This is a genomic window from Halobaculum sp. EA56 (assembly GCF_051195075.1).
Taxonomy (GTDB): Archaea; Halobacteriota; Halobacteria; order Halobacteriales; family Haloferacaceae; genus Halobaculum.
Genome location: NZ_JBNTJX010000001.1, coordinates 333,595 through 356,314 on the forward strand (window position 1 = coordinate 333,595; position 22,720 = coordinate 356,314).

A 22,720-nucleotide genomic window follows, 5' to 3' on the forward strand; every position below is an offset into this window, starting at 1 on the left:
GGCATGAACCCACGGTCGCCGGCGGCGCCGCACGGCCGCGGCGGCGGCCGCCCGGCCGGCGGCGACTACTCCGGGAACAGTTCCTCCTCGCGTTCGACGGCGTCGATCCGGGCCTCGTCCTCGGGGTCGAGCTCCAGGTCGGCGGCCGCGAGGTTCGCGCGCAGGTGGGCCTCGCTCGACGCCTTCGGGATCGTGACGACGCCCTCCTTCCCGACGAGCCACGCGACGGCGACCGCCTCGGGCGTGGCGTCGTGTCTCTCGGCGACCGCACGGACCGCCTCGACCTCCCGCACACGGCCGCCCGCGAGCGGCGAGTACGCCACGAGCGCGTAGCCGTGCTCGACGGCGTGCTCGCGGAGGGCGGGCCGCCGGAACAGCGGGTGGTACTCGGTCTGGTGGGCCGCGAGCGGGGCGTCGAGGCGGTCCATCGCCTCGTCGAGTTCCGGCGGCGCGAAGTTCGAGACGCCCACGTGCCGGACGAGGCCGTCGTCGACGAGGCGGTCGTAGGCGGCGAGGGTCCCCTCGGGGTCGTAGCGCCCCTTCGGCCGGTGGACGTACAGCAGGTCGACGGCGTCGAGGCCGAGGCGGTCGAGGCTCGCCTCGGTCGACGGACGCACGTCCTCGGGCGCGAGGCGGTCGATCCACGTCTTCGTCGCCACGGTCACGTCGCCGCGGGCGACGGTGCCGTCGTAGAGGGCGGCGGCGAGGCCGGCGCCGACGGACGCCTCGTTCCCGTACACCTGCGCGGTGTCGAGGTGGCGGTAGCCCAGGTCGAGCGCGGTCCCGACCGCGCGGGCGCCGTCGTCGCCGTCGAGGCCCATCGTGCCGAGGCCGACCGGCGGGAGGTCGAGGGTCGTCTCGGGCGGGTCCGTCGCGCCGGCCATCAGTGACAGATCGCCCGGAGGTCCGCCAGGCCGTCGATGTCGTAGGTGGGCGTGACCGACAGGTCCCAGTCCTCGCGGTGCGGGCGGCGGATGAACGCCGAGTCGATGCCGGCGTTGTCGGCGGCCTCGATGTCGGACTCGTTGTCGCCGACGAACAGCGCCGTCTCGGCGTCGAGGTCCGCGAGCGCGCGGTCGAGGTAGTGGCTGTTGGGCTTCTTCAGCCGGAGGCTCTCGACGGTCGGCTCGCGGCCGTACGCGGTGTCGAAGAGGTCCGCGACGCCGAAGTGGTCGAGCAGGAACTCCACGGTCTCGTGCTGGTTCGAGGAGACGATGCCGAGCGGCGCCGAGAGGTCGCGGAGCACGTCGATGTCGTCGTACAGGCGCTTGTTGCCCGCGCGGACCTCCCGTCGCTGCGCCTCGAAGGCCGTCCGGTCGCGCATCGCCCAGAACTCGCGCGGCGTGAGGTCGTACGTCGAGCACACCTCCTCCACCTGGTGCGGGGAGACGCCGACGACCATCGACTCGACGTGTTCGGGGTCGGGGTCGGTCACGGAGAGCGCCTCGAAGGCGTCCCACGCGGCCTCGTGGAGCACCTCGTAGTGGGTCCGCCCCACGAGGACCCCGTCGTTGTCGAACACGATCGCGTCGTACATAGCCCGTACTGGCGCGCCATCCGGGATAAGGCTTTCACACCCGGTCCCGCGGGTGAGGGCCGCCGGCGACGCGGCGGTTCGGAACGCGGGCCGCTCCCCGCCCGCAAGCGATACCCCGGTGGATCCCCTGAAGCGATCGATGGCACACATCGGCATCGTCGGCGCCGGGGTCGCGGGCGCCGGCGCGGCGTACGCGTTGCGCGAGACGGACCACGACGTGACGTTGCTGGAGAAGTCCCGCGGCGTCGGCGGCCGGGCGGCGACCCGTCGCCGGGACGGCTGCCGGTACGACCACGGCGCCAACTACGTGAAGACGCCCGACGACCGCACCGCGGACCTGCTCTACGACCTCGGCGAGGGGGGACTCGTCGACGTCGCGGAGCCGGTGTGGACGTTCGACCGGAACGGGGATATCGAGGCGAGCGACCGGCAGGAGGAGCACAAGTACACCTGGGAGGCGGGCATCACCCAACTCGCGAAGCGCCTGCTCGCGGAGACGGACGCGGCGGTGCGAAAGACCACCCGCGTCGAGTCGCTCGCGCGCGACCCCGACGCGGACACGTGGACCGCGACCGACACCGACGGCGACGAGCACGGCCCGTTCGATGCCCTCCTGCTCACGCCGCCGGCGCCCCAGACCGCCGATCTGCTGGCGGCGACCGACTGGCCCGGCGCCGACGGAACGCTCGCCGCCCTCCGAGACGCCGTCGACGCCGCCGAGTTCCGGACGATCCGGACGTTCGTGTTGCGGTACGACTTCGACCTCGACGTGCCGTGGTACGGCCTCGTCAACGTCGACAAGGAGCACGAGGTCGGCTGGCTCTCGCGCGAGGAGTGCAAGCGCGGGCACGTCCCCGACGGGGGGAGCCTGCTGATCGTGCAGATGAGCCCGGAGTGGTCGAGCGCCCGCTACGACGACCCGCTGTCCGAGGCGGCCGACGCCGCGGCGTCGTACGCGGCCGACCTCGTCGGCGACGAGCGCCTGACCGACCCCGAGTGGATCGACGACCAGGGGTGGCGGTACGCCCTCCCGGACGCGGGGCTCGACTCCGGTTCGGAGGCGGTCGAGGCCGCCCGCGAGGCGGGGCTGTTCGTCGCCGGCGACTGGGCGGCCGGCGAGGGCCGCGTCCACGAGGCCGTGTGGGACGGCGTGGCCGTCGGCGAGGCGATCGACGCGTCGCTGTAGGCCGGGCGCGGCCGGCGAGGGTCCGCGCCCGGCCGCCGGACCCGTCGCCGCCTCCGCCGCCGCGCCCGCAACCGCCGTCAGTATCGTCCGCTGTCGAAACCCACACCCCGCGGTCGCCCCTCCCCCGATCCGAGACACGATGTCGGCCGACGCCGACCCCCGCGACCGCCCGCCCCGCCCGGTCACGGTCGAGTCCGGCGCGCGGCTCCACTTCGGCTTCGGCAACCTCTCGCTGGCCCACGAGCGCCTCTACGGCGCCGTCGGCGCCGCCGTCGACGAGCCGCGCGTCCGCCTGACGGTCGCCCCGGCCGAGGGCGTCGAGAGCGCCCACGACGCCGTCCGCGGCTACGCCGAGCGCGCGTGCGACCTGCTCGGCGTCGACGGCGCGCGCGTCACGGTCCACGAGGAACTCCCCAGACACATGGGGCTCGGGAGCGGGACGCAACTCGCGCTTTCGACGCTCGCGGGCGTCGCCCGGGCCCACGGGCTCGACCCCGCGGTTCGCGAGCGCGCGCCGGCGCTCGGGCGCGGCGGCCGCTCGGGCGTCGGCGTCGCCGCCTTCGAGCGCGGGGGGTTCGTCCTCGACGCGGGCCACCCCACCGGCCGGTTCACGACGGACCGCCCCGCCGACGGCGACTGGCGCGTCCCGGCGGTCGCGGCGCGCCACCGGGTCCCCGACGGCTGGCGGTTCCTGCTCGTGGTGCCCGAGGCTGACCCCGGTCGCTCCGGCGACGACGAGGACGCCTCCATCCGGAGCGCCGTCGAGGACGCCGACCCCGCGGTCGCCGACCGGGTCGCCGGGGTGATCCAGCGGCGCCTGCTCCCCGCGGTCGCCGAGGGCTCGGCCGAGCGGTTCGGCGAGGCGGCCGCGGAGGTCGGCCGGCTCAACGGCGCGTGGTTCGCCGACGAGCAGGGCGGCGTGTACCGCCCGCCCGTGGGGGACGTCGTCGCGGAGCTCTCGGAGTCGCCGGCGGTGTTCGGCGCCGGGCAGTCGTCGTGGGGGCCGACCGTCTACGGCGTCACCGACGCCGACCGGGCCGGGGCGGCCCGCGAGGCCGGCCAGCGCGCCCTCGACGCCGCGGGCGTCGACGGCGACGTGCGGGTCGTCGGGCCCCGGAACCGCGGCGCCGAGGTCCGAACGGGCGAGGAGTGATCGTCGTCCGCGTGACGGGGACGGCCGCCCGACCCACACGACGACCCCCGTCCGGTCCCTCCGCGGTGGCGCGTGCCGGCGGGCCTCCGTGCCCGCCGGACGCGCGCGAGGGATGAGCGAGCCGGGCGCGGCGACGCCGCGCCCGAGTGAGCGAATCGGCTGGGGAGGGAGTGGCTGTCAGGTGACGGAGCCCGTGCCCGATCGGCCGGTTCGACCTGTTCTCGGCGGCTAGTCCGTTCAGTGAGATCCGAAACTCGATCGCGACAAATCCGACCCGACCCGAATCGGCACAACGACTAAGCACGCGCCCGGACCAACTCGCCCCATGGACCGGATCCCGTTCGGCGTCGGCCAGCTCGACACGGTGCTCGGGGGCGGCGCGCCCGCGGGGAGCGTGGTGCTCGTCGCCGGCGAGTCCGGCGCGGGCGCCCGCGAGTTCGTCTACACGAGCGCCGCGATGAACGCCCTCGCGCGCGAGGACGGCGAGACCTTCGACCTCTACTACGGCGACGTGGCCGACGACGCCGAGATCCCGCCGGAGGTCCACTACCTCTCGTTCACCGCCGACGAGGAGTACGTCGAGCGGGAGCTTCGATACACGATGGCCGACGAGGTCGTCGACGCCGCAGTCGAGGGGATCGAGTTCGTCGACCTCTCGCCGGAGTACTTCCAGCTCTCGTCGATCCCCCGCGACTGGTACATGGGGACGACAAGCTCCATCCACGACCTGGGCACCGCGGGCAACCGCGACGGGGTCCTCTCGGCGCTGGGGGAGTACCTCACCGCGCACGCGACGGACAACCTCGTCGTGATCGACTCGGTCACCGACCTCGTCGGCGCCGCCGGCGGCGAGATCGAGTGGGAGGACGTCGCCATGCTCGTGCGCGGGCTCGGGAAGGCCGTCCACTCGTGGGGCGGGCTGCTCCTCGCGCTCGTCAACACGGACACGCTCACCGACCGACAGCTCGGCCAGCTCGTCGACGGCAGCGGCGGCACGCTCCAGTTCTCCTGGGAGTCCGGGGGCTCCAAGCGCGCCCGGACGATGGTCGTCCGGGAGTTCCGGGGCGTGCTCTCGCAGCTGGAATCGGAGAACATCGTCCGCTTCGAGACGGAGATCCACGACGGCGGCCTCGACATCAGCGACGTGCGCAAGATCCGGTAGTAACCTCCCCGTATTCCGACGGACAGTTCCCCCTACCCGCGGGATAGGAACCGGCTACTCCGCCCGATAACCGGGGCGGTAGTATTTACACGTGGGGGAGCTACGTCCGCGTGAATGGCTGGTGAGCAGGTCGAGGGGCTGCCGGAGGTCCTCCGCGAGTGGGTGTTCGCCAGGGCCGAGGAGACCGGTCGATCGCCCGACGAGGTGATCGCCCGGGCGGTCACGCTGTGGCGCCTCCTCGACGAACACGAGGGCGCGCTCCCCGACCCCGAGTCGCTCGCCGACGGCGCGGCCGACGCGGGACCCGGCGGGGACGCACCCGCCGGGAGCGCTTCCGCCGGGAACGCCCCCGACGCCGCCGCCCGGCTGGACTTCCTCGAGGACCGCGTCGACGAGCTGGACGCCGAACTCGACGAGAAGATCGACGACGTGCGCTCGCGGGTGATCCAGGTCAAGCGCGAGGCCGACGCGAAGGCCGACGCCGACCTCGCCGACGAGGTGGCGGGACTGCGCGACGACCTCGACGACCTGGAGGGGACGGTCGAGGGCGGCTTCGACAACTACGAGGACGTGCTGGAGTACCTCACCGACGCCGCCGACGAGCACGACGCGAAGCTCTCGGCGCTGGCGCGGGCGGTCGCCGACCTGCGGACGCGGGTCTCCGCGATGGAGGCGGAGTCGGCGGCCCGCCGGGCCGCGGCGGAGCTCAAGGCGGAGGCGAACCGCCGCGGCGTCTCGACGGCCGCCTGCGACTCCTGCGGGTCGACGGTGCGGATCGGGCTGCTGTCGGCGCCGGAGTGTCCCCACTGCGCGGCGACCTTCCGGTCCGTCGAGCCCGCCTCCGGCTTCTTCGGGTCGGCGTCGCTCGCGGTCGGCGACCGCCCGGCCCTCGACGGCGAGACGGTCGAGGAAGCGGCGCCGGAGGACGTCTTCGAGGAGGGGGCGGATGGCTGAGGGGCCCCCCGACGACCGCGAGGGCGGGGACGACGCCGACGGCGACGCCCTCGACCCGTTCGGCGGCGACGCGGCCGAGCGCGACCCGGAGGCCGACCCCGCCGCCGCCGACCCGACGGGGGAGCAACCCGACGGCGACCTCGCGGCGGGAGGCGACGAGGGCGACGCGCCGCTCGGCGACCTCGCCCGGGAGGTGGCCCGGCGGCGACGGCGCGCGGACGACGAGCCCGACCCGGACGCGGACCTGTTCGAGGAGGTCGACGTGGGCGACCTCGACGAGGACGAACTCTGGGCGTCGCTCTCGGGCGAGGGGTCCGAGGCGGGCGCGGTCGCCGCCGGGGTCGCGGGGGCGGACGCGGCGACGGCGGCGGCCTCGACGGCCGCGGACGCCGTCGACGACGACGTCGGCGACACCCGGCCCGAGCACGTCCTCGACAAGCGCGAGTACTGCCAGCGGTGTCCGTACCTCTCGGCGCCCCCCGCCGTCGAGTGCGGCCACGAGGGCACCGACATCGTGGAGCTGGTCGACGCCGGCCACTTCCGGGTGCGCGGGTGCCCGATGGTGACCGGCGAGGGCCGGCCGGGGTTCGCCACCGGCGGCGACGTGACCGACGACGCCGACGCGGACCTCGGGGACGGCGCGGGCGACGCCGACGCGGACCTCGGGGACGACCCGGACGCGTAACGCATACCGGGTCGCGGACGCTACCCCCGAGCAATGCAGTTCTGTGACGAGTGCGGCTCGATGATGCGCACCGAGGACGGCGTGATGGTGTGCGCCTCCTGCGGCGCCACCGCCGAGCGCGACGAGGAGCGCGCCGCCGAGTTCGTCTCCACCGAGGCCCAGACCGACGACGACGTGATCGAGACGGAGGAGGGCGCGAACTTCGAGGGGAAGCCCACCTCCGAGGACGTGGTCTGCGACGAGTGCGGCCACGGCGTCGCGTGGTACACGATCAAACAGACCGGCGCCGCCGACGAGCCGCCGACGCGCTTCTTCAAGTGCAAGGAGTGCGGGTACCGCTGGCGGGAGTACAACTGAACGCCGCCGTCCCCGACGCCCGGCGGGAGTCCCTTCCGCCGAGCCGCCGGCCACTGCTGCGCGCACTCCCTCCGATTCTAGAGAGAATCCGGACTGTGGGAACCTAACTGACAGTCAACACTTTCCCCGTTCGGTCCGCAGTACGTTCCGCCGGGAGACCGGCTGACGCGACCATGACCGACGGATTCGACTTCGACATCGACGAGCCGACGGTATCGCGATCCGGACCACGGGCGACCGACGACGGCGGCGGGCCCACCCGGCGCTCGTTCCTCGGCGCCGCCGCCGCGACCGGCGGGGCGGTGACGCTCCCGCTCTCGCAACTGGGCATCGACCCCGCCGCCGCGAGCGTCACGCAGGCCGGGTCCGCGGAGGTGACGTTCACGAACCAGCCGACCGACGGCGACGACGTCGTCGTCGACGAGGTGTCGCTCTCGCACGACGGCTTCGTCGCCATCCACGACGCGCGGCTGTTCGAGGGGAAGGTGATCGAGAGCGTCATCGGCGTCACCGACTCCCTCGGGGCCGGCAGCTACGAGGACGTCCGCGCCCGGCTGTTCCACGTGAAGGGCGGGGACTTCGACCGGGAGGAACTGGAGCGGACCCAGCCGCTGGTGGCGATGCCGCACCGCGACACGAACGGCAACGAGGAGTACGACTTCGTCGCCACCGGGGGCGACCACGACGGCCCGTTCGTCCGCGCGGGCGGCGCGGTCGTCGACCTCGCGTTCGCGCGCGTGACGCCCGGCGTCGAGTTCCGCAACCAGGAGACCGACGGGACCGGCGTCCGCGTCGCCGCCGCGACGCTCCCGGAGGGCGGGTTCGTGGCCATCCACGACGCGAGCCTGTTCCAGGGGGAGGTGCTCGACAGCGTCATCGGCGTCTCCGACGCGCTGGACCCCGGACGCCACCACGACATCCACGTCGACCTCTTCGAGGGCGTGCCCGGCGGCGACTTCGACCGGGACGAACTGGAGGACGGCGAGCCGCTGGTGGCGATGCCCCACCTCGACACGAACGACAACGGCCACTACGACTTCGTCAGGAGCCAGGGGAACCAGGACGGCCCGTACACGACCGACGGGAGCGCGGTCGTCGACCTCGGCTTCGTCGCCGTGGAGGACTGACGGGAGCGACGCCTACAGCGTCCCGAGCAGCCACTCCCCGACCGCCTCGCCCACCTTCCCGGCCTGCCCGACGAAGAAGTGGTCGGCGGGGAACTCCCGGAGGGCGAACCCCAGTTCGCGCGCCCGCTCGACCACCGGCTCCCAGTCGGCCGTGTCGTCGCGGGTCGCGTACACCACCTGCGCCGGGCAGTCGACGTCCCCCATCGCCGCTACGGCGTCCAGATCCGGCGCGAGGCGGGCCGTCGGCGCGAGCGCGCTGACGGCGTCCGCCTCCCCCTCCGATCCCACCAGCAGCGCCAGACACCCGCCGAAGCTGAACCCGAACAGCCCCACGCGGCCGTAGCGCTCGCGCGCCCACGCGACGGCGTTGCGGGCGTCGGCGCGCTCGCCGTAGCCCCCGTCCCAGTCGCCGTAGTCGAAGCGCAGGCAGTCGACGCCGCCGGCGGTCAGCACGTCCGAGACCGCCCGGAGGCGCTCGTCGCCGCGGTGCCCCCGGTGTTGCGGGTGCGGGGGGCACGCGACCACGCAGGCGTCCGCGTCGCCGGCGGCGTCGCCCGCGTCGTCGCTCGCCGTAGAGGCCTCGCCCGCGCGGTCCAGCGTCGCCCGCACGTCCCGGCCGCCGGGCACGAGTACGTCGGTCACGTCGGCGTCTGCGGCCGCCGCGGACAAAACGGCGTCGGGGACACCTCTCGGCCGGGTGAGATTTATACGGCCGGTTATCCTAGCCCGGCCCATGGGAATCCTCTCGCGCGCCTCCTACGTCATCCGCTCCAAGCTCAACGCGATCCTCAACCGGGCGGAGGACCCGACCGAGTCGCTCGACTACAGCTACGAACAGATGCGCGACGAGCTCCAGCAGGTGAAACAGGGCATCGCGGACCTCACCACACAGAAGAAGCGCCTGGAGATCCAGAAGCGCCGGCTGGAGGAGAACGTCGAGAAGCACAACGAGCAGGCCCGCGAGGCCGTCCAGCAGGACCGCGACGACCTCGCGCGCAGGGCGCTGGAGAAGAAGAAGTCGAAGATGAACCAGATCGAGGACCTGGAGACGCAGATCGCCGAACTCCAGGAGACCCAGGACCGGCTGGTCGACAAGAAGGACGAGCTCCAGGGCCGCATCGAGGAGTTCAAGACGAAGAAGGAGACGATGAAGGCGCGCTACGAGGCCGCCGAGGCGTCGACCCGGGTGTCGGAGGCGATGTCCGGGGTCGGCGACGAGATGGCCGACGTGACCCGGTCGATCGAGCGCGCCGAGGAGCGCACCGAGGAGATGGAGGCGCGCTCGCAGGCGATGGACGAGTTGCAGGACACCGGCGCCTTCGACGACGCCCTCTCGGACGAGGACGAGATCGACCGGGAGCTGCAGTCCGGGCGCACCGACCGCGAGGTCGACGCGGAACTGGAGACGCTGCGGGCGGAGATGGGGAAGGCGCCGGCCGAGGACGACGGCGAGGCGGACGGCGACGCCGAGGTCGACGTCGAGGACGTGCCCGACGAGGAGGTCGAGGCGGAACTGGAGGAACTCCGAGAGGAGGAGGACGCCGACGCCTCGAACTAAACTAGCGCCGGGTCCCCGGTTCCCTGTCGCCGACCTCCGGCCCCGGTACCACGTCGACGCCGCTCTCCCTGTCCCCGTCCCCGTCCCCGCTTTCCCCCTCGTTCTCGCCGACCCCGCACCGCCGCCGCCGTCCCATCGGCCGTCCCGTTTTTCACCGACCGCGTCGACCGTCGGGCCATGACCGACGACTCCGACCAGCCGAGCGATCGGCTGCGCGAGCGGGCCGCCGAGAGCCGCTGGAAGCTGTGGCTCCTCCTGGAGGCGGACCGGCGGCTCGTCGTCGCCGGGTTCGTGGCCGCGGTGTTCGCCGTGCTGCTCGTCTCGGGGCTGCTGTACCCGACGGCCGAGGGCTCGATCCGTACGAGCGACTCCGTCGACACGGTGTTTCAGGGGTTCCTCACGGCGACGATCACCGGCGTCACGCTCGTGCTCACGCTGAACCAGCTCGTGCTCTCCCAGGAGCTGGGGGCCGTCGGCGACCAGCGCGAGCGGATGCGCGGGGCCATGGAGTTCCGGTCCGACGCCGCCGACCTGATCGACGCGTCGGTCAGCCCCGCGCGGCCCGCGCAGTTCCTCCGGGCGCTCGTGCAGGTGTCGGCCGACCGCGCCCGCGACGTGCGCGAGGCGGCCGACCGCGCCGGGGACGACGAGGCGGTCGAGGCGGTCGACGACCTCGTGTCGAGCCTCACGGGCAACGCCGAGGAGGTGTCGGCGGGGCTCGACGACGCGCGCTTCGGCGAGTTCGACGTGATCTCCTCGGCGCTGAACTTCAACTACTCCTGGAAGGTGTACGCGGCGAACCGGATCCGGGCCGAACACGGCGACGCGCTCGACGACGAGGGGCTGGAGGCGCTCGAACGGCTCACGGAGGTGCTGGAGCTGTTCGGGCCCGCGCGCGAGCACTTCAAGACGCTGTACTTCCAGTGGGAGCTGATCAACCTCTCGCGGACCATTCTCGCCTCGGCGCTCCCCGCGCTGCTGGTGTCGGTGTTCATGGTCGCGTTCTTCAACGACGCCACCTACTCGTACACGCTCTTCGGGGTGGAGACGCTCGTTCCCGCCTTCGCCGCCGCCGCGACCGTCGCGACGGTCCCGTTCCTCGTGCTGCTCGCGTACGTCCTCCGGATCGCGACCGTCACGAAGCACACGCTGTCGATCGGCCCGTTCATCCTCCGGGAGACGGACGAGGTGTCGGAGGTCGAGTGGAGCGACTCAGGTACCCACGACTGACGTCGTGGGCTTGCTCCGCCGGCGGGTGAGCTGCGACGGCCGTCCGCCCCGGAACCGCGCCCGCGCCGTGTGACATATGTGACCTCGCGACGAACGGCGCGCATGGACGACCTCGTCGCGGCGGCGCGCGAGTCGCTCTCGGCGGAAACGCGGGCGGCGTTCGTCCGCCGGGTCGAGCGACAGGCGGCGGCGCTCGCGGCCGATATCGAGGCCGGACGCCTCGACAACGCGGACTTCGCCCTGGGCATCGAGCTGGAGGCGTACGTCGTCGACCCCGAGGGGCGGCTCGCGCGGGTGCCGGAGGCGGTCTTCGAGCGGACCGACGCCGGGCGGGAGCTGGGCGTACACAACCTCGAACTCCACACCGAGCCGGACACGTTCGACCCGGCCGGGCTCGCCCGGCAGGCCGAGCGGCTGCGGGAGGCGGTCGCGGCCGTCCGGGCAGCGCTCCCGGAGGACCGACGGCTCGCGCTCGATGCGACCTGGACGGTCCCGCCGCCGGAGGGGAGCGCGGCGTACCTGTCCGCTCACGACGAGCGCGAGGGCGTCACCGTCGCGCGCAACATGACCGACGCCGCGCGCTACGTCGCGCTCGACAACGAGACGCTCCGCCGGGCTGACGGACGGGTCCCGCTGTCGGCGCCGGGCGTCGACCGCACGTTCCCGACGATCCTCCCCGAGTCGCTGACGGCGTCGCTGCAGCCGCACCTCCAGCTTCCCGAGGCGAGTTCGCTCCCGCGGTATCACGCGTACGCGCTCCGCACGACCGGGCCGGTGCTCGCGCTCGCGACCAACTCCCCGTTCCTCCCGGCGGACCTCTACGACGACGACGCAGACCCCGAGGCGGTGCTCTCGGGGCCGCACGAACACCGGATCCGCGTGTTCGAGGAAACGATCAACGCCGGCCTCCCGCCGGACCGGAGCAAGGTCCGGTTCCCGCGCGACCTGGACTCGGCGGCGGAGGCGCTCGACTGCGTCGCGGCCGACGAGCCGTACGCGCCCGTGCTGGAGGACGGCGGGACGGACACGCCGGAGGGTGGAGACGCGGCCGGCGGCGAGCGCGCGAACGCGGGCGACGACGACACGGAGTTCCTCGACGCGTACCCGGAGTTCGACCACGCGCGGGGGACCTACTGGCGGTGGGTGCGGCCGGTGTTCGGGGGCGCCGTCCCGACGGGGCCGAGGGGCGAGCGGACGGCCGCGAACGACGACGCGTCCGTCCGCCTGGAGTACCGGCCCCTCCCGACGCAGCCGTCCGTCGCGGACGCGGTCGCGTTCCAGGCGCTCGTCGCCGGCCTGCTCCGCGAACTGGTCGCGACGGACCACCCGCTCGCCGACCTCCCGTGGGAGGCGGCCCGAGACTCCTTCTACGCGGCGGCGGCTGACGGCCCGAACGCCGACCTCGCGTGGGTCACCCGCGAGGGCGAGCGGACGGCCGACCCGTCGGTCGTCGTGGAGGAGGTGCTCGACCTCGCAGGTTCCGGGCTCCGCCGGGCGGGCTGTTCGCGCGCGACGGCGACCGATCTGCTCGCCCCGGTCGCCGACCGCGTCGCCGAGGCGGGGGACTCGCCCCCGTGGCGGGCGCCCAGCGCGTGGAAGCGCGAGCGCGCCCGGGAGCTGCTCGCGGACGGCGCGACGCTTTCGGAGGCCGTCGTCGGCGCCCAGCGGGCGTATCTCGAACGCGCGGAGGGGGACGAACCGTTCGCGGCGTGGGCGTAGCCGGCGGCGACGCGACCGGGGGCGCGACGGGGCGGCGCCGGTCCGGCGCGCCCCGGGTCGGTCCGGGCGTCGGCCCGGCCGGCCACCGACAGACGAAAGGCCGCAGCCGCGTAGGTGGGGGTATGAGCGACCTCGACGCGGAGGTACAGACCGCGAGCGACTACGGGGGGGACGGGCCGCCCGTGGAGGAGAAGCCCTACAAGATCATCTTCGAGGCGAACGCCTGCTTCGGCGCGGGCAAGTGCGCGGAGGTGGCGGACAACTGGGAGATGGACATCGCGAGCGGGATGGCGAAGCCGAAGTCGTACTACATCGACGAGGACGAACTCGCGGAGAACGTCCGCGCGGCGGAGGTGTGTCCCGCCAAGAAGGACGAGGGCTGTATCCACGTCGTCGACCGCCGCACCGACGAGGAACTGGCGCCGGACCCCCACGGCGACGGGACGCTGAGCGTCGACTGGTAAACCGAAAGCGACAACCGGCCCTCCGGGGTAGGTGGTGACGCGCGAGGGTGGCCGAGCCTGGCCAAAGGCGGCGGACTTAAGATCCGCTCCCTCAGGGGTTCGAGGGTTCAAATCCCTTCCCTCGCAGTCCGGCTCGAACGAGCCCGAGCATCGCGTGCGGCGTTCCGAAGGCGCTCGAACCCGTTCTCACGCGGGAGTCGCGTCGACTTGCTCCCGCAGCACCGTCGCCGCTCGACCGAGGAGCGCGAGCGCGGCCACGGCGACGACGGCGTAGTGGACCCGGAAGGCGTGCTCCAGCGTCGCCTGCGAGAGCGTGAACCCGCCGAACAGCGCCCTCGCCAGCGATCCGCCGACGAGGGGGACCGACAGCGCCAGTTCGACGCCGGCCCGTCCGAGGGCGAACGAGAACTGCGTCCACGGGAGCAACAGCACGGTGTACGCGTACAGCGCGGCGAGCGGGACGGCGGCCGCGGCGGCGACGCCCGCGGCGGGGCCGCCGGACGCGACGGCACGCGCGAGGACGAACAGCGCGGCCAGGGCCGCGGCGAGCGCCAGCGCGGCCCGGGTCGCCCCGCCGAGCGCGGGCGGGATCAGGCGGGCGAGCGACGCGAGGTCGACGACGACGGCGACGGCGACGACGGCGAGGAGCGCCGGTTCGAGGTCCGCGACGGCGCCGTCGGAGGGCATCGCCGCCGGGTTCGGTCCCGTCCGAGGAAGCAATTTCGGTGAGCGGGGCGGCCGACGGGGCGGGGTCGACGGTCGACGCACGCGCTCCGATCGGGGGCGCTGGCGGGCGGTCATACGACGACGCTTCCCCCTCCCGGTCGCCGCCTCCGTCGTAGCCGTTCCGGCGGCGGGGCAACGTCCGGAACGCCTTTCCGTCTCTAATGAGATGTAATTACCGTGTTCCCGACCGATGCCCCGTCCCGGCCCGACGCGCTGCTCGCGCTCGTGGGGACGGCGCTGTTGACTGCCGTGGTCGCGACGGCGGCGTTCGGCCTCCCGTTCCGCGTGACGGGCGCCGCCGGGTCGCTCGTCGGCGCGGTCGCCATCGCCGACGGCGTGTTCCGCAACCCGCCCACGGACGGGTAACCGCTCGGGGTTCTCGCGGACCCGTCGGTCCCGGGGAGTTCTCTGGTCCGTCGGCGCTCGGGGTACGTTCGACCGAGAACGAGCAGCAGCTCACGAGTGTGAAACGTGGGAGGAACGCGCGCCGGTGAAAAGAGCGGCGCGCGTTCCGCCCTGAATTGGTCCCCGCTGACGCTTCGGCCCTCCAGACGAAGCGTCACCTGTCACAAACGGGTGCGACTACTTAACGATGTTGGCGGCGGCCGTACCGACCCCGACCGAAACCGGCGGTCGTGCGCCGCAGTCGTCCGAACGCGCCCGATCCTGATTCCGTGCGAACACGACCGGGGCGGATCGGGTCACTGTCGCGCCGGATGCGACGCGGACAGGCGGGGGCCGTCACCGAGCAGGCGCTCGCGGAGCGTCTCGCCCGGCGTCGGCTCGGCGAGCAGGTCGCGCGCGCGCAGTTCGGGCACAACGAGGTCGACGAAGTCGTCGAGGCTCCCCGTCCGCAGCACCTCCTTCACGTTGAAGCCGTCGACGCCGACCTCCTCGTGCCAGTACTGGAGCTCGTCGACGACCTGCTCGGGCGTGCCGACGACCACGGGCGAGGTGGTGCCGAGCCCGGAGAACTGCGCGACCTCGCGGACGGTCCACTCGCGGTCGGGGTCGGACTTCGTGAACGCGTTCATCGTCCCCTGGATCGCGTCGGTCTCGATGTGCTCGATCCGCTGATCGGGATCGAGCTCGGAGAGGTCCATGTCGAGGAACCCGGACAGCAGGGCGAGCGTCGCCTCCACGTCGACCGTCTCCAGCAGGCGCTCGTGTTTCGCCTCCGCGGCCGCCTCCGTCTCGGCGACGACGGGGACGACGCCGGGGAAGAACGCGAGGTCGTCGGGGTCCCTGCCGAGGTCGGCGGTCCGGTCGCGCAGGTCGTCCATGTACTCGCGGACGCCGTGTTCGGTGGGCTGCGAGCAGAACACCGCCTCGGCGTTGGCGGCGGCGAAGTCGCGCCCGCGGTCGGAGGAGCCCGCCTGGAAGATCACGGGACTGCGCTGGGGCGACGGCTCGCACCCGTGCGGCCCCGGCACGTCGAAGAACTCGCCCTCGTGGCCGATCTCGTGGACCTTCGCGGGGTCGGTGAACGTGCCCGACTCGCGGTCGCGGACGACGGCGCCCTCCTCCCAGGAGTCCTCCCACAGCGCGTAGCAGACGTCCATGAACTCGTCGGCGCGGTCGTACCTGGTCTCCTTGTCCATCCGCTCGTCGAGGCCGAGGTTCGCCGCCGCCGACTCCAGGTAGGAGGTGACGACGTTGAACGCGACGCGGCCGTCGGTGAGGTGATCGAGCGTGGAGAACTCGCGCGCGAGCTGGTACGGGTGCGTGTAGGTGGTCGACTTCGTGACCGCGAACCCGAGCGAGTCGGTCACCTCGGCCATCGCGGGCACGAGGTAGCCGGGGTCGTTCGAGGGGGTCTGCACCGCCCGCTCGATGGCGGCCTCGCGGTCGCCGCCGTACACGTCGTAGACGCCGCGCACGTCCGCGAAGAACACGGCCGCGAAGCCGCCGCGCTCGGCGGTCCGGGCCACGTCGGTCCAGTACTCCCTGTCGGTGTACTCGGCGGAGCGGTCCGCCGGGTGTCGCCAGGAGCCCGGCGAGACGTGCTCCACGGAGTTCATCGTGAAGAGGTTGAGGTGGATCCCGTCGCTCATTGATCTGCGTGTGTGTGTCGCGGGGCCGTAAACGGGGTGGAGTCGGCCGGGCGTGCCGGCTATCCAGACTAATTCTCATGAATATCGGATAAAACAGATCCAGCCAATTTATTATTGGACAATCACCGTTTATAATATCAATGTCAAGCGTAGAGGGATTCGCATCGGGGATTCAAGCTGTAGTAGTCCTCCTGATAATGGCATTCTTTTTGAACGAATTCATATCAGCCATGCCTGGAGACCTGTTGAGCGGCCCATTCTCAGACACTCTATTCTTTATCAGCAATCTTCCCTGGATTCTCGTCGTCATGGGTGTTCTCGTTCTACTCACAATGATCGCGGAGGTGGTCGGGGAATGAGCGATATCTCGATAGACTTGAACCGTCTTTTACACAATATCTCGTATCAACTCATCATCTCAGGAATTGGATTCGGTTTGGCTGGTGGTATCCTTCACTTCGAAGCTTCGGCTGTTGCTACTGCCCTTGAGACCACGTCTGGAACTTTCATTGTCCTCTCCGTCCTGTTTTATCGTCTCAGTCAACACGAACAAGACTGATTTGCATCGACGGTAGCTCCGAAAGCCCCCGGACGGCTCGTGGCCTGCGACTCGCTGCGCTCCTCGCTCGCGTCGCTCGCTGTGGTGCTTGCGTCGTCTCGGCTCACGACCCGTCCGGCCCCTTTCAGTCCCACCCGACGGCACCGCAGCCTCGTCCTCCCCAGCCGACTCGTTCGTCGCTTCGCTCCTCTCTCGTCCCTCGCGCGCCCTCGGCCGACACAGAGGTCGGCCGGCGCGCGCCACCGTGGTTCGTGCACACCGTGCGGACGGTCGCGCTGCTCGGTCCGTCCGACCGCCGGGCGGGACTGAAAGGGGCCGCGGCTGTCGGCGAACCCCGACGACGCAAGCACGCGAGCGGAGCGAGCGCGCGCAGCGAGTCGCGGGAGCCGACAGCCGCGGGGGCTTTCGCGGTCGTCGCGGTCGCGGTCGTCCCCATCGAACCGACGGGTCCCCCATCACGCGCGAACCTACCCCCCGAGCATCCGGCCGAACCGACCGCGTGGGTCCGATTTATCACCCGCGGTCGCCCACGACCCACCATGTCCGACCGCGTCGCCGTCCTCGCCCACGGGAAGTTCCCCGACCGCTCGAAGACCGCCAACGGCGTGCTCCGGTACGCCGACTACGAGGTCGCGGCCGTCCTCGACCGCGACCGCCCCGGCGAGCGCGTCGCCGACCACCTCCCGGACGTGCCCGACGCCCCGATCGTCGAGTCGTTCGCGGACGTGCCCGGCGACGTGGACGCGCTGATCGTCGGGATCGCGCCCATCGGCGGCGGCTTCGACGAGTCGTGGCGCCCCGACGTGCGCGCGGCCATCGAGGCCGGCTGCGACGTGATCTCCGGGCTCCACTACTTCCTGAACGACGACGGGGAGTTCGCCGAACTCGCGGCCGAACACGACGTGGAGCTCCGGGACGTGCGCCGGCCCCACGACGACCTCACCGTCGCGCAGGGGCGCTCGGACGAGGTGCGCGCCGACGTGGTCCTGACCGTCGGCACCGACTGCTCGGTCGGGAAGATGACCGCGACGATGGAGCTCGTCGAGGCGGCCCGCGAGGCCGGGATCGACGCGTGCGCGATCCCCACGGGCCAGACCGGGATCATGATCGAGGGGTGGGGCAACCCCGTCGACCGCGTCGTCTCCGACTTCACCGCCGGCGCCGTCGAGGAGATGGTGCTGGAGAAGGGCGACGAGCACGACCTGCTCGTCGTCGAGGGCCAGGGGAGCATCGTCCACCCGGCGTACTCGGCGGTCACCTGCGGCATCCTCCACGGCGCGATGGCCGACCGGCTCGTGCTGTGTCACGCCGCCGGCCGCGAGCGGATCCACGGCTACGAGGACACCGCGCTCCCGCCGATCGAGGAGTACGTCGACCTCTACGAGTCGCTGGCGGCGCCCGTCCACGAGGCCGAGGTCGTCGCCGGCGCGCTCAACACCTCGAACATCGCGGACGACGACGAGGCCCGCGCGGCCGTCGACGAGTTCGCGGACGCGCTCGGCGCGCCCGCGACGGACCTCATCCGCTTCGGCGCCGACGAGGTCGTGGAGGCGATCCGGTGATGTCGTCCGCCTCGCTGTCCACCTCCTTCGAGCGCGTCTCGCTCCCGCTGGAACACGACTTCACCATCTCGCGGGGCACCACCGTCGCCGCCGAGAACGTGATCGTGCGGGTCGAGGACGAGGGCGGCATGACCGGGGTCGGCGCGGCCGCCCCCTCAGCGCACTACGGCGAGACGGCCGACACCGTGGTGGCCGTGCTGCCGGACCTGCTCGCCGAGGTCGAGACCGTCGGCGACCCCCACGCCCTCGCGGCGATCGAGGAGCGGATGGAGGCGGTCGTCGCCGACAACCCCGCCGCGCGCTCCGCGGTGAGCATCGCGCTCCACGACCTCGCCGCCAAGCGCCTGGGCGTCCCGCTGTACCGCCTGTGGGGGCTCGACCCGGCGGACGCGCCGGACACCTCCTACACCATCGGCATCGACGAGACGGACGTGATGCGCGAGAAGACCCGCGAGGCCGTCGAGGCCGGCTACTCGACCCTCAAGCTGAAGCTGGGCACCGACCGCGACCGCGAGGTCGTGGAGGCCGTCCGCGAGGAGGCGCCGGAGGCGACCCTCCGCGTCGACGCCAACGAGGCGTGGACGGCCCGCGAGACCGCCCGCAAGAGCGAGTGGCTCGCGGACCTCGGGGTGGAGTTCATCGAACAGCCGCTCCCCGCGGAGAACCCTGCGGGGCTGAAGGACGCCTACGAACGGTCCGTCCTGCCCATCGCGGCCGACGAGTCGTGCGTCACGCTCGCCGACATCCCGCGGATCGCCGACCGCTGCGACGTCGCGAACCTGAAGCTGATGAAGTGCGGCGGCCTGCTGGAGGCCAAGCGGATGGTCCACGCGGCGCGGGCGCACGGGCTGGAGGTGATGCTCGGCTGTATGGTGGAGTCGAACGCCGCCATCGCCGCCGGCTGTCAGCTCGCCCCCCTGCTCGACTACGCCGACCTCGACGGGAGCCTCCTGCTCGCGGAGGACGCGGACCCGTTCGAGGGGGTACCGATGCCCGGAGGGGAGATCGACCTGGAGGGGATCGACCGGGCGGGGACAGGCGCGGTCGAACGAGCGAGCGAAGCGAGCGAGTGAGACCGCGGATGGCGGCGGTGAGGTCTCCGTGCCGAACCGCCCACGAATGGGCACGGTCGAGCGGGAGCGAGGGCGAGCGATAGCGAGCCCTCGATGCGAACGGCGAAGGGAGTGAGCCGTGAGCGGGGGCGAGGGTGAGCGATAGCGAGCCCTCGATGCGAACGGCGAAGGGAGTGAGCCGTGAGCGGGGGCGAGGGCGAGCGGTACCCGCGCCTACTCCCCGTCCCCGACCAGTTCCTCGTACTGCGCGCCCGTCTGCTTCAGCGTCGCCGTCGAGTACAGCCGCTCGTGGTCGAACGGGAGGTACTCGGCGGCGAGTTCGTCGATCTTGGCGTCGACGGCCTCGGCCTCGCGGCCGTGGACCATCGTGAAGAGGTTGTACGGCCAGTCCTGCTCGGGCCGGCGCGGCCGGTGGTAACACAGCGTGACGTACGGGAGTTCCCCGACGCGCTCGCCGAGTTCGTCCAGGCGGTCGTCGGGCACGTCCCACACGACCATGCAGTTGTTCCGGAAGCCGGTGACGATGTGGTTGACGACGCAGCCGATGCGCTTGATACAGCCGTCGGCGAGCAGGCGCTCGATCGCGGCGAGGACGTCGTCCACGTCGGCGCCGACCGCCGCGGCGACGTCCCGGTACGGGGTGGCCGTGAGCGGGAAGCCGTCCTGGATCTCGACGAGGAGGCGGCGGTCCAGGTCCGAGAGGTCGCCGGCGGCGTCCTCGGAGATGCGGGTCGCCGCGGCGTCGGTCGCGTCGAGCGACTCGCGTGCGAAGGCGTCGTCGTTCCACACCGGGAACTCCAGGTCGATGTAGTAGTCCGTCAGCATCGGGAGGTTCAGCACCGCACAGCCGGTCTCCGCCTCGATGTCCGCGAGGATCCGGTCGCGCGTCTCCCGGGTGGCGGCGGTGACGACGAACCACATGTTCCACTCGTGGTCGCGGCGGTAGTTGTGGTTCACCTGGCGGTGGCCGTTGACCGCCTCGGCGACCTCCTCGAAGCGGTCCTCGGGGGCGCTGACGGCCGCCAGCGTCGACGAGCCGATCACCGGGGGGTTGAGGACCGCGCCGAACCGGCGGAAGACGCCGCGCTCGCGCAGGCGTCGCACCCGGTCGAGCGCCTCCGCCTCGTCGATCCCGAGGTCGGCGGCGACGGCGCGGAACGGCCGCTCGGCGACCGGGAAGCCGCTCTGGTAGTCGTCGATCAGCCGCGCGTCCACGGCGTCGAGCCCGGCACGCCAGTCGTCCGCGCGGTCGCCGCCGTCGACGCCCTCGGCCCCGTCGCGCTCGGCGCTACCCATTGGCGGCCCTAGCGGCCCGGCGTACCTACCGGTTTCGCTCCGTGGCCCCGGGATTTTTGACGGGATGACACGTGGTAACGGTAGACGTGAGTGACTGGATCACACGGATCGCTCGACGGCTCGGTCGGTCGTACGTGGTACTCGTCGCGCTCGGGGTGGTGCTCGGGGCGGCGGCGGCGCCGGTGGCGTACGACGCCGCCACGGCGACCGAGGGCACGGTCGCGGTCGTCCCGCTGGAGGGCACCATCGACGGCGAGTCGGCGGCCGCGGTGTCGGCGATGCTGACGGAGGCGAGACAGGACCCCTCGGTGGACGCGGTCGTCATCGTCGCCAATAGCGGCGGGGGCGGCGCGGCCGCGAGCGAGACGCTGTACTTCCAGACGAAGCGCACGGCCGAACGGAAGCCCGTCGTCGCGAGCGTCGACGCCTCGGCGGCCTCGGGGGCGTACTACACCATCGCGCCCGCGGACGCCATCTACGCGAAGCCCGCGAGCGTCGTCGGCAGCGTGGGGGTGATCGCGACGCTCCCGCAGGACCTCGAGCCGAACGACATCGTCGGGACGACCGGCCCGAACAAGCTCACCGGCGGCGACAGGCGGGAGTTCCTCTACGTGATGGAGTCGCTCCAGCGGGCGTTCGTGAGCGCCGTCACCGAGCAGCGCGGCGAGGCCCTCGAGCTGTCGCGGGCGGAACTGGAGCAGGCCCGCGTCTACTCGGGCGCCCAGGCCGTCGAGGTCGGGCTCGCCGACCGGATCGGCGACCGCGAGGCGGCGATCCGCGAGGCCGCCCGGCGCGCCGGCCTCGACGACTACGAGGTGCGGGTGCTCCGTCCCGACAACGCGAGCGTCCGCTTCCTCTCGCGGTCGAACTACCTCGCCAGCGACGCGCCGAACCGGACCATCGTCTCGGCGGAGTACCTCGTCGGCGACGGGGGCGGCGGCCCGACGTTCCTGATGGTGTCCCCCCTGTACGTGGACGCCGACGAGCTCCGGGCGGTGGAGGCCCGCCGGGTGACCCCGACGAACGCGACGGCCGCGAACGGGACGGAGGTGGGCGATGCGCCCGGGTGAGGACGCCGGCGGGACCGGCGGCGCGCGCGGGCCGGACGGTCGGGACGAACCCGGCGGTCCCGACCCCGACGGCTCCGTCGGCTCCGACGACGCGCTCGGCCGCGAGGCGTGGGCGAAACGCGGGGTCGTCGTCGTCGCGGTCGCGGTCGCGGTGGCGTTCGTCCTCGGGGGCATCCCGGGGCTGATCGCGAGTTCGGGCCCCGAGCCGGCGCAGTTGAACAACAGCGAGTACCCGGTCTCGGAGCTCGGCGTCACACAGATCCCCGCCGAGGGCGACGTCGAGGCCGACGTCTCCGGCTCCGGCACGGTCGTGATCGACCGCTCGCACGCCAACCGGTTCTCCCGGGCGGACATCGAGCCGCTGTACCGGACGCTCACGCGCGCGGGCTACGAGGTCGAGTTCCACGACCGGGGCGCCCTCGGGCCGGCGCTCTCGGACGCCGACGCGTTCGTCGTGATCGACCCCGGCTCGCCGTACGACGAGACCGACGCCGACGCGCTGCGCTCGTTCACGGAGGACGGAGGCCGCCTGCTCGTGCTGGGCGAGCCCAACCGCGTCCGGGTCACCGCCGGGCTCGGCGGCGTCTCGACCACCCAGCAGGTGAGCGAGCTGTCGAACCTCGGCGCGGAGTTCGGGCTGTCGTTCTCGACGGGGTACGTGTACCACCAGTCGGCCAACGACGGCAACTACAAGCGGCCGCTCGCCTCGCCCGTCGGCGACGCCGAGGGCGTCGGCGACGAGGTGGCGCTGTACACCGCGGCGACGGTCCGCCCGCTCGACGACGGCGAGGTCGTCCTCCGGCTCGACCGCGGCGGCCGGCTGTCGAGCCAGGACCGGACGGCCCGGTACCCCGTCGCGGTGCGGACCGAGGGCGTGCTCGCGGTCGGCGACAAGACGTTCCTGCGGGCCGACCGCTACAACGTCGCCGACAACGAGGACTTCGTCGCCTACCTCGTCGAGTTCCTGACCGGCGGCGAGCGCGCCGGCGGCGACATCGACGGCGGAACCGGCGACGGCGGCGGCACCGAGACTGCGACCGCGACGCCGACGGGGACGCCGAACGGGACGGCGACGCCGACCGGGACGCCCGGCGGCGGAAGCGGGTAGCGCTCACGACGGGCCCCGAGGTCGCCGCCGTACTCCCGCGGTCTCGTTCGCACGCTCACTCCGTTCGCTCGCTCGACCGCGCTGTCTTCTATGGGCGGAGCGGCACGGAGACCGCTCCGCCGTGCTCCCGCGGTCTCACT

25 protein-coding genes and 1 tRNA gene are annotated in these 22,720 nt (G+C 72.6%); 19 read left to right on the plus strand and 7 right to left on the minus strand.

What is annotated here, in order from left to right; translation table 11 throughout:
* Positions 1-65: 65 nt before the first annotated feature.
* On the minus strand, positions 66-884 hold the full coding sequence (locus tag ACQUQ1_RS01770) for an aldo/keto reductase (protein ID WP_435062534.1): 819 nt from the start codon (positions 882-884) through the stop codon (positions 66-68).
* Positions 884-1,537, minus strand: a complete 654-nt coding sequence (locus tag ACQUQ1_RS01775; protein ID WP_435062535.1) for an HAD family hydrolase — start codon at positions 1,535-1,537, stop codon at positions 884-886. The genes ACQUQ1_RS01770 and ACQUQ1_RS01775 overlap by 1 nt, the downstream gene beginning before the upstream one ends.
* Before the next feature lie 139 nt (positions 1,538-1,676).
* On the opposite strand from ACQUQ1_RS01775, the gene ACQUQ1_RS01780 reads away from it, so the two are divergent.
* The 7 genes from ACQUQ1_RS01780 to ACQUQ1_RS01810 all read left to right on the plus strand — a co-directional run bounded on the left by ACQUQ1_RS01780 (position 1,677) and on the right by ACQUQ1_RS01810 (position 8,161).
* Complete coding sequence (locus ACQUQ1_RS01780; protein ID WP_435062536.1) at positions 1,677-2,723, plus strand: NAD(P)/FAD-dependent oxidoreductase; 1,047 nt, start codon at positions 1,677-1,679, stop codon at positions 2,721-2,723.
* 139 nt (positions 2,724-2,862) lie between these two features.
* Positions 2,863-3,876, plus strand: a complete 1,014-nt coding sequence (locus ACQUQ1_RS01785; RefSeq protein WP_435062537.1) for a beta-ribofuranosylaminobenzene 5'-phosphate synthase family protein — start codon at positions 2,863-2,865, stop codon at positions 3,874-3,876.
* 325 nt (positions 3,877-4,201) lie between these two features.
* Positions 4,202-5,038: an RAD55 family ATPase gene (locus ACQUQ1_RS01790; protein WP_435062538.1), complete on the plus strand. Its 837-nt coding sequence runs from the start codon at positions 4,202-4,204 to the stop codon at positions 5,036-5,038.
* A gap of 114 nt (positions 5,039-5,152) precedes the next feature.
* The gene (locus tag ACQUQ1_RS01795; RefSeq protein WP_435062539.1) at positions 5,153-5,992 is read left to right on the plus strand and encodes a CopG family transcriptional regulator; all 840 of its coding nucleotides are present in this window, start codon (positions 5,153-5,155) and stop codon (positions 5,990-5,992) included.
* The gene (locus ACQUQ1_RS01800; protein ID WP_435062540.1) at positions 5,985-6,677 is read left to right on the plus strand and encodes a hypothetical protein; all 693 of its coding nucleotides are present in this window, start codon (positions 5,985-5,987) and stop codon (positions 6,675-6,677) included. The genes ACQUQ1_RS01795 and ACQUQ1_RS01800 overlap by 8 nt, the downstream gene beginning before the upstream one ends.
* Positions 6,678-6,710: 33 nt before the next feature.
* Positions 6,711-7,034, plus strand: a complete 324-nt coding sequence (locus tag ACQUQ1_RS01805) for a transcription factor S (RefSeq protein WP_435062541.1) — start codon at positions 6,711-6,713, stop codon at positions 7,032-7,034.
* Between the two features lie 173 nt (positions 7,035-7,207).
* Complete coding sequence (locus tag ACQUQ1_RS01810) at positions 7,208-8,161, plus strand: DUF7282 domain-containing protein (RefSeq protein WP_435062542.1); 954 nt, start codon at positions 7,208-7,210, stop codon at positions 8,159-8,161.
* 12 nt (positions 8,162-8,173) lie between these two features.
* On the opposite strand, the gene ACQUQ1_RS01815 is transcribed toward ACQUQ1_RS01810, so the two are convergent.
* Positions 8,174-8,803 carry a dienelactone hydrolase family protein gene (locus ACQUQ1_RS01815; RefSeq protein ID WP_435062543.1) on the minus strand — a complete coding sequence of 210 codons (630 nt, stop codon included), beginning with the start codon at positions 8,801-8,803 and terminating at the stop codon, positions 8,174-8,176.
* A gap of 91 nt (positions 8,804-8,894) precedes the next feature.
* Between ACQUQ1_RS01815 and ACQUQ1_RS01820 the strand changes: the two genes are divergently transcribed.
* Positions 8,895-9,719 (plus strand): PspA/IM30 family protein, encoded by an 825-nt coding sequence (locus ACQUQ1_RS01820; protein WP_435062544.1) that lies wholly within the window; start codon positions 8,895-8,897, stop codon positions 9,717-9,719.
* A 1-nt stretch (position 9,720) separates the two neighbouring features.
* Here ACQUQ1_RS01820 and ACQUQ1_RS01825 read toward each other — a convergent pair whose 3' ends face one another.
* The gene (locus tag ACQUQ1_RS01825) at positions 9,721-9,855 is read right to left on the minus strand and encodes a hypothetical protein (protein WP_435062545.1); all 135 of its coding nucleotides are present in this window, start codon (positions 9,853-9,855) and stop codon (positions 9,721-9,723) included.
* A 41-nt stretch (positions 9,856-9,896) separates the two neighbouring features.
* Here ACQUQ1_RS01825 and ACQUQ1_RS01830 point away from each other — a divergent pair, with 41 nt between their 5' ends.
* From ACQUQ1_RS01830 to ACQUQ1_RS01845, 4 genes are all read left to right on the plus strand, one after another.
* Positions 9,897-10,949 carry a hypothetical protein gene (locus ACQUQ1_RS01830; RefSeq protein ID WP_435062546.1) on the plus strand — a complete coding sequence of 351 codons (1,053 nt, stop codon included), beginning with the start codon at positions 9,897-9,899 and terminating at the stop codon, positions 10,947-10,949.
* Between the two features lie 102 nt (positions 10,950-11,051).
* Positions 11,052-12,668, plus strand: a complete 1,617-nt coding sequence (locus tag ACQUQ1_RS01835) for a hypothetical protein (RefSeq protein ID WP_435062547.1) — start codon at positions 11,052-11,054, stop codon at positions 12,666-12,668.
* Positions 12,669-12,790: 122 nt separating this feature from the next.
* Complete coding sequence (locus ACQUQ1_RS01840; protein WP_435062548.1) at positions 12,791-13,132, plus strand: ferredoxin; 342 nt, start codon at positions 12,791-12,793, stop codon at positions 13,130-13,132.
* Positions 13,133-13,173: 41 nt separating this feature from the next.
* Positions 13,174-13,258: transfer RNA gene (locus tag ACQUQ1_RS01845), tRNA-Leu, on the plus strand.
* 60 nt (positions 13,259-13,318) lie between these two features.
* Here ACQUQ1_RS01845 and ACQUQ1_RS01850 read toward each other — a convergent pair.
* Positions 13,319-13,819 (minus strand): cytochrome b N-terminal domain-containing protein, encoded by a 501-nt coding sequence (locus ACQUQ1_RS01850; RefSeq protein WP_435062549.1) that lies wholly within the window; start codon positions 13,817-13,819, stop codon positions 13,319-13,321.
* 216 nt (positions 13,820-14,035) lie between these two features.
* On the opposite strand from ACQUQ1_RS01850, the gene ACQUQ1_RS01855 reads away from it, so the two are divergent.
* The gene (locus ACQUQ1_RS01855; protein WP_435062550.1) at positions 14,036-14,224 is read left to right on the plus strand and encodes a hypothetical protein; all 189 of its coding nucleotides are present in this window, start codon (positions 14,036-14,038) and stop codon (positions 14,222-14,224) included.
* Positions 14,225-14,559: 335 nt separating this feature from the next.
* Here the strand turns inward: ACQUQ1_RS01855 and ACQUQ1_RS01860 are convergent, their stop codons facing one another.
* Positions 14,560-15,912, minus strand: a complete 1,353-nt coding sequence (locus ACQUQ1_RS01860; protein WP_435062551.1) for an LLM class flavin-dependent oxidoreductase — start codon at positions 15,910-15,912, stop codon at positions 14,560-14,562.
* A gap of 140 nt (positions 15,913-16,052) precedes the next feature.
* Here ACQUQ1_RS01860 and ACQUQ1_RS01865 point away from each other — a divergent pair, with 140 nt between their 5' ends.
* The 4 genes from ACQUQ1_RS01865 to ACQUQ1_RS01880 all read left to right on the plus strand — a co-directional run bounded on the left by ACQUQ1_RS01865 (position 16,053) and on the right by ACQUQ1_RS01880 (position 19,106).
* Complete coding sequence (locus ACQUQ1_RS01865; RefSeq protein WP_435062552.1) at positions 16,053-16,271, plus strand: hypothetical protein; 219 nt, start codon at positions 16,053-16,055, stop codon at positions 16,269-16,271.
* The gene (locus ACQUQ1_RS01870; RefSeq protein WP_435062553.1) at positions 16,268-16,471 is read left to right on the plus strand and encodes a hypothetical protein; all 204 of its coding nucleotides are present in this window, start codon (positions 16,268-16,270) and stop codon (positions 16,469-16,471) included. Before ACQUQ1_RS01865 ends, ACQUQ1_RS01870 begins: the two co-directional genes overlap by 4 nt.
* A gap of 539 nt (positions 16,472-17,010) precedes the next feature.
* A complete protein-coding gene (locus ACQUQ1_RS01875; RefSeq protein ID WP_435062554.1) occupies positions 17,011-18,033 on the plus strand; it encodes a DUF1611 domain-containing protein in 1,023 nt (340 codons plus the stop codon).
* Positions 18,033-19,106: a dipeptide epimerase gene (locus ACQUQ1_RS01880; RefSeq protein ID WP_435062555.1), complete on the plus strand. Its 1,074-nt coding sequence runs from the start codon at positions 18,033-18,035 to the stop codon at positions 19,104-19,106. Before ACQUQ1_RS01875 ends, ACQUQ1_RS01880 begins: the two co-directional genes overlap by 1 nt.
* 213 nt (positions 19,107-19,319) lie before the next feature.
* Here ACQUQ1_RS01880 and ahbB read toward each other — a convergent pair whose 3' ends face one another.
* Positions 19,320-20,402, minus strand: coding sequence for a siroheme decarboxylase subunit beta (gene ahbB / locus ACQUQ1_RS01885; protein WP_435062556.1), 1,083 nt, complete (start codon positions 20,400-20,402; stop codon positions 19,320-19,322).
* Between the two features lie 86 nt (positions 20,403-20,488).
* Between ahbB and ACQUQ1_RS01890 the strand changes: the two genes are divergently transcribed.
* Together ACQUQ1_RS01890 and ACQUQ1_RS01895 are read left to right on the plus strand one after the other, a co-directional pair.
* Positions 20,489-21,472 carry a S49 family peptidase gene (locus ACQUQ1_RS01890; protein WP_435062557.1) on the plus strand — a complete coding sequence of 328 codons (984 nt, stop codon included), beginning with the start codon at positions 20,489-20,491 and terminating at the stop codon, positions 21,470-21,472.
* Positions 21,459-22,580, plus strand: coding sequence for a DUF4350 domain-containing protein (locus ACQUQ1_RS01895; protein ID WP_435062558.1), 1,122 nt, complete (start codon positions 21,459-21,461; stop codon positions 22,578-22,580). The genes ACQUQ1_RS01890 and ACQUQ1_RS01895 overlap by 14 nt, the downstream gene beginning before the upstream one ends.
* Positions 22,581-22,720 lie beyond the last annotated feature (140 nt).